This is a genomic window from Sporosarcina sp. FSL K6-2383 (genome assembly GCF_038618305.1).
GTDB lineage: Bacteria > Bacillota > Bacilli > Bacillales_A > Planococcaceae > Sporosarcina.
In genome coordinates this window covers 2,339,809-2,353,146 of sequence record NZ_CP152017.1, presented here as the reverse complement: position 1 = coordinate 2,353,146, position 13,338 = coordinate 2,339,809, and the positions used below count along the sequence as shown (strand labels likewise).

Genomic DNA, 13,338 nt, shown 5'->3' with positions numbered 1-13,338 from the left:
GTTCTGTTGTGCAAAATAAACCAATCAAGGTTCTGGTCATTAATCCAGGATCAACATCCACAAAAATAGGCGTCTTCGAAGATGAAACTTTATTGTTAGAAGTTACGTTACGGCATTCATCTGAAGACATTGCACGATATCCTTCTATTATCGATCAATATAATTTCCGTAAAGAAGCGATTGTTGAAGCACTCGAAAAAGAAGATTTCAACATCTCGGAACTTACTGCCGTTTGCGGTCGAGGCGGGCTTCTCCGCCCGATTGAAGGCGGTACGTATTCCGTCAACGACGCGATGATCGAAGACTTAAAAAAAGGATATTCTGGGCAACACGCATCAAATCTTGGTGGAATCCTAGCAAATGAAATTGCGAATGGCTTGCATATCCCAGCTTTCATCGTCGATCCTGTCGTCGTTGACGAACTTACGCCTGTCGCACGTATTTCTGGATTTGAATTGTTCGAACGAAAATCTATTTTCCATGCACTTAATCAGAAGGCTGTCGCTCGCCGTTATGCAAAGCAAGTTGGTAAGAAATACAAGGAGCTTCGCCTCATCGTTACGCATATGGGTGGTGGGATTACAGTCGGTGCACATGAATTCGGAAAAGTGATTGACGTCAACAATGGTCTTCATGGAGACGGTCCATTTAGCCCGGAGCGCGCAGGAACAGTACCAGCGGGTGACTTGGTCGAAATATGTTATTCAGGGGAATTATATCGTAATGAAGTGATGAAAAAACTCGTCGGCCAAGGTGGTCTAGTTGGTTATTTAGGCACCAATGATGCTGTAGAGGTAGAGAAAAGAATTGCCAAAGGTGATGCTAAAGCAAAACTTGTTTATGATGCGATGGCTTATCAGGTCGCTAAAGAAATCGGCAGTGCTGCTGCTGTTCTTCGTGGTCAAGTTGACGCAATCATTTTAACGGGTGGTCTTGCGTATGGTAAAGGGTTCATAGAAGCTATTACTTCTAGAATTGACTGGATTTCTGATATTGTCGTCTATCCGGGTGAGGATGAATTGCAAGCACTCGCAGAAGGGGCTATTCGTGTTTTATCTGGAGAAGAGACAGCTAAAATCTACCCGTCTTAACGGGTCGTTATGAAGGAGGCCATGTATATGGCACGGGAATATGATGTAGTAATTTTGGGAGGCGGAACAGGTGGCTATGTAGCTGCTATCCGCGCTGCACAATTAGGACTGAAAACAGCACTTGTCGAACAAGGACAACTTGGCGGCACATGTTTGCATAAAGGCTGTATACCAAGTAAAGCGTTGCTAAAAAGTGCTGAGGTTTACGATACAGCGAAAAACCAAGCAGCCGCGTTCGGTGTAGATACGAAAGAAGTAACGCTTGATTTTAGCCGTGTACAAGCACGCAAAGAAGGCATCGTCAAACAGTTACATAGCGGTGTTACCGCGCTGATGAAAAAAGATAAGATTGATGTTTTCGAAGGGTTGGGCAGAATGCTTGGTCCATCTATATTTTCACCAATGCCTGGGACCATTTCTGTGGAAATGAACAACGGCGATGAAAATGAAATGCTTATCTTGAAAAACTTAATCATTGCAACAGGTTCTAGACCACGTTCACTACCAGGTTTAGACATTGATGAACAGCAAATTATGTCTTCAGATGGTGCGTTGGCAATGGAAGCACTCCCAAAATCTATCATTATCGTTGGTGGTGGTGTCATTGGCATTGAATGGGCATCTATGCTTAATGATTTCGGTGTAGATGTCACAGTCATTGAATATGCAGATCGCATCATCCCGACTGAAGATGAGGATATTTCGAAAGAAATGAAAAAGCTATTGACGAAAAAGGGAATTACTTTTGTCACAAGCGCTAAAGTGCTGCCAGATACAGTTGTTAAAACAGCAGATACTGTTACGATTTCCGCTGAACTAAACGGCGAAACAACAGCGTTTACAGCAGAAAAAATGTTAGTATCTGTCGGTCGTCAAGCAAATGTAGAAGGAATTGGCCTCGACAATACCGAAATAGAACTAGACAAGGGCTATATTAAAACAAGACCGACGTTCCAAACGAAAGAACATCATATTTATGCAATTGGCGATGTCATTGGCGGATTACAATTGGCACATGTTGCTTCTCACGAAGGAATTGCCGCTGTTGAACATATTGCAGGATTGAAAAATGAGCCAATTGATTATACAAAAATTTCGCGTTGTATTTATTCGAGTCCGGAAGCATCAAGTGTAGGCATAACGGAGAAACAAGCGAAAGAACAGGGGTTTGACGTAAAAGTCGGCAAGTTCCCATTCATGGCAATTGGTAAAGCGCTGGTCAATGGTAATTCGGATGGTTTTGTTAAAATTATTGCGGATAAGAAAACGGATGATATTTTAGGTGTTCATATGATCGGTGCGCATGTTACAGATTTAATATCTGAAGCAGGGCTTGCAATGGTACTTGATGCAACACCGTGGGAAGTGGCTAGTACGATTCATCCGCATCCATCTTTGTCTGAAGTAATGGGCGAAGCGGCACTTGCTGTGGACGGAAAAGCTATTCATATGTAAATACATTTTCTGGTGGAGGGGGATAATAGAAATGACAAATAATCGTCATGAAGCACTTGGACTATCTAATGAAGATGTCCTACAAATTTTTGAAACGATGCTAATGGCTCGTCGTATTGATGAGCGTATGTGGCTTTTAAACCGCGCTGGGAAAATTCCATTCGTCATCTCTTGTCAAGGACAGGAAGCAGCACAAGCGGGAGCCGCTTTCGCACTTGATAAAGACAAGGACTGGATTGCACCTTATTACCGGGATATGGGGGTTGTCCTTCATTTCGGAATGACAGCAAAAGATTTGATGTTATCGGCATTCGCTAAAGCGGAAGACCCGAACTCGGGCGGTCGTCAAATGCCAGGTCACTTTGGTCAACGGAAAAATCGTATTTTAACAGGGTCATCACCTGTTACGACACAACTTCCGCATGCTGTAGGTGTGGCACTTGCTGCGAAAATAAAAAAAGAAGATTTCATCACATTCGTTACGCTTGGTGAAGGTTCATCCAACCAAGGGGATTTCCACGAAGGCATGAACTTCGCAGGTGTTCATAAATTACCAACTGTTATTATGGTTGAAAATAATAAGTACGCGATTTCTGTTCCAGTTGAAAAACAATTAGGCTGTGTCAACGTATCGGACCGTGCTATCGGGTATGGTATGCCAGGTGTTACTGTCGATGGAACAGACCCACTAGAAGTTTATAAAGTTGTGAAAGAAGCAGCAGATCGTGCGCGGAGTGGTGAAGGTCCTAGTTTAGTGGAAACAATTTGCTATCGTTTGACTGCACACTCCTCAGATGATGATCACCGTCAGTACCGTGATGCGGATGAGCTTGAAGATGAGAAGAAAAAAGATCCGATTCCGAAGTTCTCAGCTTATTTAAAAGAAGTTGGTGTACTAACGGACGAGTTAGAAAAAGAACTGGAAGAACGCATCATGAAAGAAGTGAACGAAGCGACCGATTATGCGGAAAACGCTCCGTATGCTGAACCTGAGTCTGCGCTTCTCCATGTCTATGCTGAACAAGGAGGGAACGCGTAATGGCTGTTATGTCTTATATCGATGCCATCACATTGGCTATGAAGGAAGAAATGGAACGTGATGACCGCGTTTTCGTTCTAGGAGAGGACGTTGGACGCAAGGGCGGCGTATTTAAAGCAACGACTGGTCTTTACGATCAATTCGGAGAATACCGTGCGCTGGATACACCGCTTGCAGAATCTGCTATTGCAGGTGTCGGCATTGGTGCGGCAATGTATGGCTTACGCCCAATTGCTGAAATGCAATTCGCGGACTTTATCATGCCAGCTGTAAACCAAATCGTCTCTGAAGCAGCAAAAATTCGTTATCGTTCAAATAATGATTGGACATGTCCGATTGTCATCCGTGCACCTTTTGGTGGCGGTGTTCACGGCGCGTTGTACCACTCGCAATCTGTGGAATCGATGTTTGCTAGCACGCCTGGATTGAAAATCGTTATTCCTTCTACACCATACGATGCTAAAGGTTTGCTAAAAGCGGCTATCCGTGATGAAGACCCAGTTCTATTCTTTGAACATAAACGTGCTTATCGATTAATTAAAGGTGAAGTACCCACAGATGATTATGTATTACCGATTGGTAAAGCGGATGTAAAACGCGAAGGCGATGACATTACGATTATTACTTACGGTTTATGTGTACATTTTGCCTTGCAGGCAGCTGAACGTCTTGCAGAAGACGGTATTTCTACACATATCCTTGACCTAAGAACGGTTTACCCGCTAGATAAAGAAGCGATTATTGAGGCGGCTTCTAAAACAGGGAAAGTCCTTCTTGTAACTGAAGACAATAAAGAAGGAAGCATTATGGGAGAAGTAGCAGCGATAATCGCTGAAAACTGTCTCTTTGAACTCGATGCTCCTATCAAACGTCTTGCAGGACCGGATATTCCAGCTATGCCGTACGCACCGACGATGGAGAAGTTTTTCATGGTCAATCCAGACAAAGTCGAAAAAGCAGCGCGTGAGCTTGCTGAATATTAATTTCATTCGGGACGGAGGTAAAGTAATTGGCTATTGAAAATATCTTAATGCCACAGCTTGGAGAAAGTGTGACAGAAGGTACCATTGAGAAATGGCTTGTTAAACCGGGCGATACGGTGAATAAATACGATCCACTTGCAGAAGTGAATACGGATAAAGTAACGGCTGAAGTTCCATCTTCATTCGCTGGGACTATCAAGGAATTGATTGCACAAGAAGGAGAAACCCTTGCCGTCGGTGCGATTATTTGTACAATTGAAATTGAAGACGATGGAGCTGTTGAAGCAGCAATCGTTGCCGCACCAGCAAAAGAAGAACCAGTAAACGAAATGCCGGCTGCTGGTTCACAAAAACCGGCTAGCTCATTGAACCGTGAAAAAGGAAAAGAAGCAGGACGCTATTCACCTGCCGTCCTTCGTCTTTCACAAGACAATGGCATCGATTTGACACTAGTAGAAGGTTCTGGTAAGGAAGGGCGCATTACGCGTAAAGATTTGCTGGCGATTATCGAAAGTGGCAATATTCCAACGGCATCTACGGCACCGGTAATAGAAGCCCCAGCATCTGTAGCCTCGGCAGCGGCTCCAGTACCAGCACCGAAACCTGCAGAACCTGTCAATGTACCGGTCATGGCAGGCGATACAGAAATTCCAATCACAGGCGTACGCCGTGCTATTGCTAGCAATATGCTACGCTCTAAACACGAAGCACCACATGCTTGGATGATGATTGAAGTTGATGTTACAAACCTTGTTCAATATCGCGATTCATTGAAGAGTGACTTTAAACAAAAGGAAGGCTTCAATCTGACGTATTTTGCATTTTTCGTGAAGGCGGTCGCACAAGCTTTGAAAGAATTCCCAATGATGAATTCCATGTGGGCTGGCGATAAAATTATTATGAAAAAAGACATCAACATTTCCATCGCTGTCGCATCAGATGACGCATTATTTGTACCGGTGATTAATCATGCGGATGAAAAAACGATTAAAGGCATTGGCCGTGAAGTTCAGGAGCTTGCAGGTAAAGTACGTTCAGGTAAATTAAAATCGGCTGAAATGCAAGGTGGTACGTTTACGGTGAATAATACTGGCTCATTCGGTTCTGTTCAATCAATGGGCATCATTAATTATCCGCAGGCAGCGATTTTACAAGTGGAGTCGATTGTAAAACGTCCAATGATTATGGACGGTGGCATGATTGCAGCACGTGATATGGTGAACTTATGTCTGTCACTCGATCACCGTGTACTGGATGGCCTAGTTTGTGGTCAATTCCTTGCACGTGTCAAAGAAATTCTTGAAAATGTTTCTGCGGACAATACATCTGTTTATTAAGAAACATGCTACACCTCGGTCTGCTTCATGCGGGTCGAGGTTTTTTAAATTTATATTGATGGGTGGTAGATGGCCATGGACATAATTCTTGAAAAGTTGAATTTTGCAGACGCTGAACAATTATTTGCATTTGAACTTACTAACAGGTCTTATTTCGAAGAAATGGTACCAACTAGAGGTAATGACTATTATAATTTCGACTTTTTTAAAAGCAGACACGAATCCTTGCTAGATGAACAAGCTCAAGGAATTTGCTTTTTCTATTTAATAAAGGATGCAGAGGGCTCAATTCTCGGGAGAATGAATTTAATAGATATTGAGGAACATCAAGGTATTGCTCATCTAGGCTATAGAGTGGGGCAAATTCATACTGGAAAAGGAATTGCGAATAGGGCATTGAAATTATTAGTAGAAGCGGTAATGTTGGAAGGAAGAATAAAAAAAATAAAAGCACAAACAACAACCAATAATATAGCGTCTCAAAAGGTCTTGGAGAGAAATGGATTTGAACAGATAGGTACGAGTGATGAAACGTTTGAGATGAATAACCAACAGTTGACATTCGTCTACTATAGCTGGGCTGCCTTATACGTGTGAAAGCGATTCATCAACTGACGGCCTTTTATCTCTTTCAACACCAAGCATAGTCGGGTAAACTAGTAGTAGATGCATTATTAAGGGGGGAAGCGTGTACGATGACTATACATACTATGAAATCGACAACATTTGATAAAGTGGACTTCGAACAATGGAAAGAGGAAGCGATTCGGTCTTTGAAGGGGAAGCCGTTAGAATCGCTGATGACGAAAACGTTGGAAGGGATTGACCTTCAACCACTGTATACGCGTGAAAGTTTTATAGAAGGCGTTCGTGTCACTAAACAACAGACGGGCTGGATCATTGCACAGCAAACACATGCAATGAATGGCCAACAGTTTGTAAGGGAATTGAAAAATTCATTGGATCGTGGCAATGAAGCGATTGTTTACGATGGTACACAGCCATTTGACTGGGACGAATCCTCACTTCTTGAAATTGCACAGCTGATGACAGACTATCCGATCTTCATTACAAATACTAAAAAGGAAGATTCGTTTTTGAAAGCCTTTACATTTGTTGATGAAGCAAATCGTTCAGCAGTGAAAGGGGCTATTGCTGTTTCAGGATGGACACTGCCTGAAGGGTTTCAGCAAGTGCGGACAACCGTTGCGGAGACATGGGCAGCGCATCATAACGGCGCTGATGCGGTTACAGAACTGGCACTTGCGCTGGCACAGGCCGCACAATATACGGAGAAGCAAGAAACGTTCGATCATTTTGCAAAAGATTTCTTCGTCCGTTTTGCAGTTGATACGCATTTCTTCATGGAAATCGCCAAGTTTCGTGCATTTCGTGTGCTGTGGCAAGCCTTTAGTGCGGCTTACGGAGTAACAAATGCTCCTTCTATTCCACTGTTGGCAACGACATCGCTACGCTCCTATTCGAAGCTAGATCCGTATGTCAACCTGTTACGAGCTGGCAATGAAACATTCGCTGCAGTACTTGGTGGGGCAGATGTGATGACCGTTCATCCGCATGATGTGCTGACAGGGCCATCGGAAAGTTCCATTCGATTTGCCCGCAATATTCAACTTGTACTGAAAGAAGAAACGCATGTTGATAAAGTCATTGATCCAGCGGGCGGTTCTTATTTCATCGAAACATTGACGTCTGAACTAGTAGACAAAGCATGGGCATTATTTGTAGGGATAGAAGCTGCGGGTGGTTACGAAACATATATGGCTAATGGCAGCCTTGCCGCACTTCTTGAACAGCGAAGAGATGAAGTAGCAAAAGGGAAGCAGTCATTGATTGGCACGAATGTCTATGCAGATGCGGCGGCTACCGAATTTGCTGATTGGAGTGGCATTGCGGTCGAAGGTCGCCTTGCCGAACCATTTGAGGATCTTAGATTATTATTTAGTAAAGAACAACCACGAACGGTGCTACTGACGTTTGGCGCGTTGAAAGATTTCAAACCCCGGGCTGATTTTGTCGCCGGATTTTTAGCGACGGGCGGTATTCAGTGTGAATGGAGCCCCGCATTTGAAGATGCACAAGCGGCACAGGCTTGGCTTGCGAATGAACAAGTCGACTATGCTATTGTTTGTGCTACGCCTACTTTGACTGAAGCCGTTATGGAAACAATACTCAAAGGATGGTCGGAAAATACGCTGTTAGATATCGCTGGGAAATATGAACCTGCAATGACTCAACAATGGTTGGATGCTGGTTTGAATGGTTTCCTATTTTCGGGACAAAACAAAGTCGACAAATTAATAGCTATCCACACTACATGGAAAGGTGGAGTTGACGGTGAATAAGCCCGATTTCAGTCAAGTAGATGTGCAGAAAATTGTACAAGTTAACCAATCACAAACACAATCTGCTGGTAAGCTATTTCGAACAAATGAAGGAATTGATGTTAAAGCAATTTATACAGATCAGGATATCGAAAATGTTGAACACGTCAACGACTATCCCGGAATTGCACCAAATACAAGAGGCCCTTATCCGACGATGTACGTGGCTCGACCGTGGACAGTACGTCAATACGCCGGATTTTCAACGGCTGAGGAAAGTAATGCGTTTTACAGACGTAATCTAGCGATGGGCCAAAAAGGATTATCTGTGGCCTTTGACCTTGCGACTCACCGTGGTTATGATTCCGATCATCCACGGGTTACAGGTGATGTAGGGAAAGCCGGCGTTGCTATCGATTCGGTTGAGGATATGAAAATTTTGTTCGACGGCATTCCGCTTGATCAAATGTCTGTATCGATGACGATGAACGGGGCGGTATTGCCGATTATGGCTTTTTATATCGTCGCTGCTGAAGAACAGGGCGTCACACCAGACAAGCTTGCGGGGACGATTCAGAATGATATTTTGAAAGAATATATGGTGCGCAACACGTATATTTTCCCACCCGATATGTCGATGAAAATCATTGCCGATATTTTTGACTATACATCCAATAATATGCCGAAATTCAACTCGATTTCAATTTCGGGCTACCATATGCAAGAAGCTGGAGCGACTGCGGATATTGAACTTGCCTACACACTGGCAGATGGACTCGAATATGTTCGGACAGGCTTAAAGGCGGGCATCGATATCGATTCCTTCGCGCCAAGATTGTCGTTTTTCTGGGCAATTGGCATGAACTACTATATGGAAATTGCCAAAATGCGTGCGGCACGTAAAATATGGGCACAAATGATGGCGGCGTTTGAACCGAAGAACCCAAAAACATTGGCATTGCGCACACATTCGCAAACATCAGGCTGGAGTTTAACGGAACAGGACCCATTTAATAATGTCACACGTACGCTAATCGAAGCGAATGCGGCGGCAATGGGGCACACGCAGTCACTTCATACGAATGCACTTGACGAGGCGATTGCGTTACCGACAGATTTCTCTGCACGTATTGCACGTAATACGCAATTATTCCTGCAAGAGGAAACGATGATGACGAAAGTAATCGATCCGTGGGGCGGCTCATACTATGTCGAAAAATTAACGGATGAGTTGATAGACAAGGCTTGGGAATTGATTGAAGAAATCGAGGACCTGGGTGGTATGGCGAAAGCGATTGAAACGGGCTTACCAAAAATGAAAATTGAAGAAGCTGCGGCCAAGCGTCAAGCACAAATCGATTCACGTGCAGAATCCATTATCGGGGTTAATAAATATCGCCTGGACAAGGAAGATCCTATCGATATTTTGGATATTGACAATACACTTGTTCGTCAGAAACAAATTGAACGTATCCATCAGATGAAGGCAGATCGCGATGACGCGGAAGTCGTACGCATTCTAGCGACGTTAACGGCAATTGCACGTAGTGGCGAAGGCAATTTACTTGCCTGTGCTGTCGATGCCGCACGTGCGCGCGCGACAATCGGTGAAATTTCGGATGCGATTGAAAGCGTATCTGGTAGACATAAGGCGGTGATTCGTTCCGTGAGCGGCGTATACAGTTCGAATTTCTCGAACGCAGAAGAGATAAATGAAGTGAAATCAATGGCGGACGATTTTTTAGAAAATGAAGGTCGACGTCCACGTATTCTCATTGCCAAAATGGGGCAGGACGGCCATGACCGTGGTGCAAAAGTGATTGCTTCGTCATTTGCGGATCTTGGCTTTGATGTCGATATCGGGCCATTGTTCCAAACGCCAGAAGAAACTGCTTTACAGGCAGCAGAAAACGATGTTCATGTCATTGGGGTTAGTTCGCTTGCTGCTGGACATAAAACGCTTGTACCGGAGCTTCTTGGAGAGCTTGCAAAAATCGGTCGTGAAGACATTCTCATTGTCGTAGGCGGTGTTATTCCAGCTCAGGATTATGCATTTTTACGTGAAAACGGCGCGGCAGCCATCTTCGGTCCAGGAACAGTCATCCCAGTTGCAGCTCAAAAAGTCATTGAAGAAATTTATCGAAGACTCGGCTACGAGGAAGTGATGGAGTGACAGATGATCACCGTTTGTTACCCGACGACAGTGCACTTCATGTAATGGATGGTATTCACTCAACACATGATGGCATGGCTGCTACGAAGCGCAAGCGATTTGTGAAAAAGGATCGTGACATCCCGATTGACGAGTTATCAGACAAGATTATAGAAGGGTCACGCCTTCATTTAGCAAAAGGAATTACCTTACTTGAAAGCATTACCGCAAAAGACAAAGCAGCAGGACAACAACTGTTGCTGAATGTCTTGCCGAAAACGGGTAATAGCATCCGCATCGGCATTACAGGTGTCCCGGGTGCTGGAAAAAGCACGTTCATTGAAGCATTTGGACTGATGCTTGCCGATACAGGCCATAAAGTAGCGGTGCTGGCCATTGACCCAAGTTCGACAGTGACAGGTGGCAGTATTCTTGGTGACAAAACCCGAATGGAGGAGCTAGCAAGACATCCAAATGCCTTCATTCGACCGTCACCATCTGCCGGTACGCTAGGTGGTGTCCACAAAAAATCTCGTGAGACAATGCTGCTCTGTGAAGCGGCTGGCTATGATGTGGTGTTAATCGAAACGGTCGGTGTTGGGCAAAGTGAAACAGTTGTTCGAGGCATGGTCGATTATTTTATGCTACTTGTATTAACAGGCGCTGGAGATGAACTGCAAGGGATGAAAAAAGGCATTATGGAGTTGGCAGATGGCATCGTTGTTCATAAAGCCGATGGTGATAATCTTAGGCTTGCGAAAAAGACGGTGAGAGAATACCGCCAGTTACTTCATTTTCTACAGCCCGCATCACCCGGCTGGACCACAACATCTCTGCCTGTTTCATCCATTAAAAATACAGGGCTTGAAGACGTTTGGCGGACAGTGTTAACATTTAAACAGACGCTGCAAGATAGTGGTGTTTGGAATGAAAGACGCCAGTCCCAAACAAAAGACTGGTTCCGCTCGATGATTTCGGACAGGCTAATTGACTCGTTTTTTGCAGAGCCTGGAAAGAAAGAGCAAGTCGAAAAGCTGGAAAGGTCCTTACTAGAAGGGAATCTTACAGTGACCGGTGCAGTGGATCGGTTATTTGAGTAAAACATCAAAAAAGGTGACTTTCCTTATAAATAGTGGAAGTCACCTTTTTTCTATTTAAGATACTTTCTCTTTACGATGACGTAAAAAATAAATAAGTTCTGCAATTAATGAAGCAGGTATATTAAAAAAGTTACCTTGTAGATTAAATTGCATTTGCTGCTGTTCAAAACTCATATCTTCATACATCTCATTATGCGTTTTACCCGACTTTTTCAGTTCTTTTTTGGTTGCTTCAATATTACGGTATTGCACGGGAATCATCACAATTATATAAATAACTATAACCAAACCTAAAATCCATAGTACCATAATTTTCACCTCTTCCTTTTCTGGTAATTTGCTGTTAATCGTATATACGAAAGTGTAGTGGAAAAGGTTTCATTTTTCATTTCATTTATTCTGAAAATTAAATCCAAAGACACCTGAGCCATAGACAATATGTATTGGTGGGTTTGCTTCTGTATTATAGTTATTTCGCAGACCCAAATCAGTGAATAAAGAATCTAAAATAGCTAATGATAAAAGTAGAACGCCTGCGTTCAATACTTTGCTACGGGTAAAGAATAGAAAAGTTATGTGCATGGGCTTATACTGCTCCATTTGTGCTAGAGTATGGATAATTGGAGTAAATTATTCACTACTATTTTGGATTCGATTTTTTGCACGAAACCTTTCCTCCTGCTATGATAAAGAGGTAAAAAGAAAGGGGATACATGTACAATGAGTATGGATTTTAATCTTTATATGAATGATATTCTTAGACAAGCGCGTTCAGAGATGGAAGCGAGTGGTTATGAGCAACTAACGACTCCAGAAGGCGTTGAAGAAGCGTTTAAACGGTCTGGCACAACACTTGTCATGGTCAATTCTGTTTGTGGCTGTGCAGGAGGAATCGCAAGACCAGCAGCAGCTCACGCAGTTCACTATGATAAACGTCCCGACCATTTAGTAACAGTATTTGCTGGACAGGATAAGGAAGCGACTGCACAAGCACGTATGCTATTCGGAGAAGATCACTTGCCATCTTCACCATCATTTGCACTTATAAAAGATGGTAAGCTAGTAGCAGAAGTCGGTCGTTATGAAATTGAAGGACATGATCCGATGTCTGTTGTCGTTAATTTACAAAGTCAGTTTGAAGAATTTTGTAAAGAAATCTAAATAAAAAAACAGTCCGCCCACGCATTTAATTGCATAGGCGGACTGTTTTTGAATTGTGGTTACGATAAAATTGCGCTGAGGCCAAATAGGACACTTGACGCAAACATTGCGCCGACCATTACAAGCACAACGATTTTTTGTACTTTTTTATTGCTCATAGTCAAAACCCCTATACGTTTGATACTTCTATTTTAACAGAAATTGCAGATTTCACAACATCTAATGAAATTATAGGGTAAAATAGACTGTAGGGGAGGGATTTAGATGCAAGGGGTCGATCATATTGGCATTGCTGTGAAAAGTATAGAAGTATCGCTGGATTATTATATACATACCCTTGGTTTGAAACTATTAGCTATCGAGGAAGTCGTTAGTCAAGGCGTGCGTGTCGCGTTCATTGATGCTGGAAATGTTAAATTAGAATTACTGGAGCCGCTTGGGGAAGACGGTCCGATTGCGAATTTTATTGATAAACGCGGGGAAGGTGTTCATCATATTGCATTCGGTGTGACAAATATTCGGTCAAGAATGAACGAATTAGAGGAAAAAGGTGTCCAGTTGCTACAAGACGAGCCGAAAGCAGGCGCAGGTGGGGCACAAGTGGCATTCCTTCATCCTAAATCATCATTCGGCGTGTTATATGAGCTATGCGATAAGACTGGCAAAGGGGACTAAATG

Annotated in this window: 13 protein-coding genes; 11 read left to right on the top strand and 2 right to left on the bottom strand. The window is 43.3% G+C overall.

The window, feature by feature from the left end; all coding sequences use genetic code 11:
* Window positions 1–8 precede the first annotated feature (8 nt).
* The 9 genes from buk to meaB all read left to right on the top strand — a co-directional run bounded on the left by buk (window position 9) and on the right by meaB (window position 11,499).
* Window positions 9–1,091, top strand: a complete 1,083-nt coding sequence (gene buk / locus MKZ10_RS11625) for a butyrate kinase (protein WP_342505116.1) — start codon at window positions 9–11, stop codon at window positions 1,089–1,091.
* A gap of 27 nt (window positions 1,092–1,118) precedes the next feature.
* Complete coding sequence (gene lpdA / locus MKZ10_RS11620; protein ID WP_342505115.1) at window positions 1,119–2,546, top strand: dihydrolipoyl dehydrogenase; 1,428 nt, start codon at window positions 1,119–1,121, stop codon at window positions 2,544–2,546.
* 31 nt (window positions 2,547–2,577) lie between these two features.
* Window positions 2,578–3,585 (top strand): thiamine pyrophosphate-dependent dehydrogenase E1 component subunit alpha, encoded by a 1,008-nt coding sequence (locus tag MKZ10_RS11615; RefSeq protein WP_342505114.1) that lies wholly within the window; start codon window positions 2,578–2,580, stop codon window positions 3,583–3,585.
* Window positions 3,585–4,568 (top strand): alpha-ketoacid dehydrogenase subunit beta, encoded by a 984-nt coding sequence (locus MKZ10_RS11610; RefSeq protein ID WP_342505113.1) that lies wholly within the window; start codon window positions 3,585–3,587, stop codon window positions 4,566–4,568. The genes MKZ10_RS11615 and MKZ10_RS11610 overlap by 1 nt, the downstream gene beginning before the upstream one ends.
* 26 nt (window positions 4,569–4,594) lie before the next feature.
* Window positions 4,595–5,905 (top strand): dihydrolipoamide acetyltransferase family protein, encoded by a 1,311-nt coding sequence (locus tag MKZ10_RS11605; RefSeq protein WP_342505112.1) that lies wholly within the window; start codon window positions 4,595–4,597, stop codon window positions 5,903–5,905.
* 75 nt (window positions 5,906–5,980) lie between these two features.
* The gene (locus MKZ10_RS11600) at window positions 5,981–6,502 is read left to right on the top strand and encodes a GNAT family protein (protein ID WP_342505111.1); all 522 of its coding nucleotides are present in this window, start codon (window positions 5,981–5,983) and stop codon (window positions 6,500–6,502) included.
* Window positions 6,503–6,600: 98 nt separating this feature from the next.
* The gene (locus tag MKZ10_RS11595) at window positions 6,601–8,268 is read left to right on the top strand and encodes a methylmalonyl-CoA mutase family protein (RefSeq protein ID WP_342505110.1); all 1,668 of its coding nucleotides are present in this window, start codon (window positions 6,601–6,603) and stop codon (window positions 8,266–8,268) included.
* A complete protein-coding gene (scpA, locus tag MKZ10_RS11590; protein WP_342505109.1) occupies window positions 8,261–10,420 on the top strand; it encodes a methylmalonyl-CoA mutase in 2,160 nt (719 codons plus the stop codon). Before MKZ10_RS11595 ends, scpA begins: the two co-directional genes overlap by 8 nt.
* 44 nt (window positions 10,421–10,464) lie before the next feature.
* The gene (meaB, locus tag MKZ10_RS11585; protein ID WP_342510172.1) at window positions 10,465–11,499 is read left to right on the top strand and encodes a methylmalonyl Co-A mutase-associated GTPase MeaB; all 1,035 of its coding nucleotides are present in this window, start codon (window positions 10,465–10,467) and stop codon (window positions 11,497–11,499) included.
* A 54-nt stretch (window positions 11,500–11,553) separates the two neighbouring features.
* Here meaB and MKZ10_RS11580 read toward each other — a convergent pair whose 3' ends face one another.
* Window positions 11,554–11,808, bottom strand: coding sequence for a DUF3949 domain-containing protein (locus MKZ10_RS11580; RefSeq protein ID WP_342505108.1), 255 nt, complete (start codon window positions 11,806–11,808; stop codon window positions 11,554–11,556).
* A 411-nt stretch (window positions 11,809–12,219) separates the two neighbouring features.
* Between MKZ10_RS11580 and MKZ10_RS11575 the strand changes: the two genes are divergently transcribed.
* Window positions 12,220–12,660 (top strand): BrxA/BrxB family bacilliredoxin, encoded by a 441-nt coding sequence (locus MKZ10_RS11575; protein ID WP_342505107.1) that lies wholly within the window; start codon window positions 12,220–12,222, stop codon window positions 12,658–12,660.
* Between the two features lie 59 nt (window positions 12,661–12,719).
* Here the strand turns inward: MKZ10_RS11575 and prli42 are convergent, their stop codons facing one another.
* The gene (gene prli42 / locus MKZ10_RS11570) at window positions 12,720–12,818 is read right to left on the bottom strand and encodes a stressosome-associated protein Prli42 (protein WP_342505106.1); all 99 of its coding nucleotides are present in this window, start codon (window positions 12,816–12,818) and stop codon (window positions 12,720–12,722) included.
* A gap of 106 nt (window positions 12,819–12,924) precedes the next feature.
* Here prli42 and mce point away from each other — a divergent pair, with 106 nt between their 5' ends.
* Window positions 12,925–13,335 carry a methylmalonyl-CoA epimerase gene (gene mce, locus MKZ10_RS11565; protein WP_342505105.1) on the top strand — a complete coding sequence of 137 codons (411 nt, stop codon included), beginning with the start codon at window positions 12,925–12,927 and terminating at the stop codon, window positions 13,333–13,335.
* Window positions 13,336–13,338: the final 3 nt, after the last annotated feature.

What these genes read in the sequence shown, in the direction of transcription:
- MKZ10_RS11615 (WP_342505114.1), top strand. Translation starts at nt 2,578, where the DNA reads ATGACAAATAATCGTCATGAAGCACTTGGACTATCTAATGAAGATGTC.
- MKZ10_RS11595 (WP_342505110.1), top strand. Translation starts at nt 6,601, where the DNA reads ATGACTATACATACTATGAAATCGACAACATTTGATAAAGTGGACTTC.
- prli42 (WP_342505106.1), bottom strand. Translation starts at nt 12,818, where the DNA reads ATGAGCAATAAAAAAGTACAAAAAATCGTTGTGCTTGTAATGGTCGGC.
- MKZ10_RS11600 (WP_342505111.1), top strand. Translation starts at nt 5,981, where the DNA reads ATGGACATAATTCTTGAAAAGTTGAATTTTGCAGACGCTGAACAATTA.
- mce (WP_342505105.1), top strand. Translation starts at nt 12,925, where the DNA reads ATGCAAGGGGTCGATCATATTGGCATTGCTGTGAAAAGTATAGAAGTA.
- MKZ10_RS11610 (WP_342505113.1), top strand. Translation starts at nt 3,585, where the DNA reads ATGGCTGTTATGTCTTATATCGATGCCATCACATTGGCTATGAAGGAA.
- lpdA (WP_342505115.1), top strand. Translation starts at nt 1,119, where the DNA reads ATGGCACGGGAATATGATGTAGTAATTTTGGGAGGCGGAACAGGTGGC.
- MKZ10_RS11580 (WP_342505108.1), bottom strand. Translation starts at nt 11,808, where the DNA reads ATGGTACTATGGATTTTAGGTTTGGTTATAGTTATTTATATAATTGTG.
- meaB (WP_342510172.1), top strand. Translation starts at nt 10,465, where the DNA reads ATGGATGGTATTCACTCAACACATGATGGCATGGCTGCTACGAAGCGC.
- MKZ10_RS11575 (WP_342505107.1), top strand. Translation starts at nt 12,220, where the DNA reads ATGAGTATGGATTTTAATCTTTATATGAATGATATTCTTAGACAAGCG.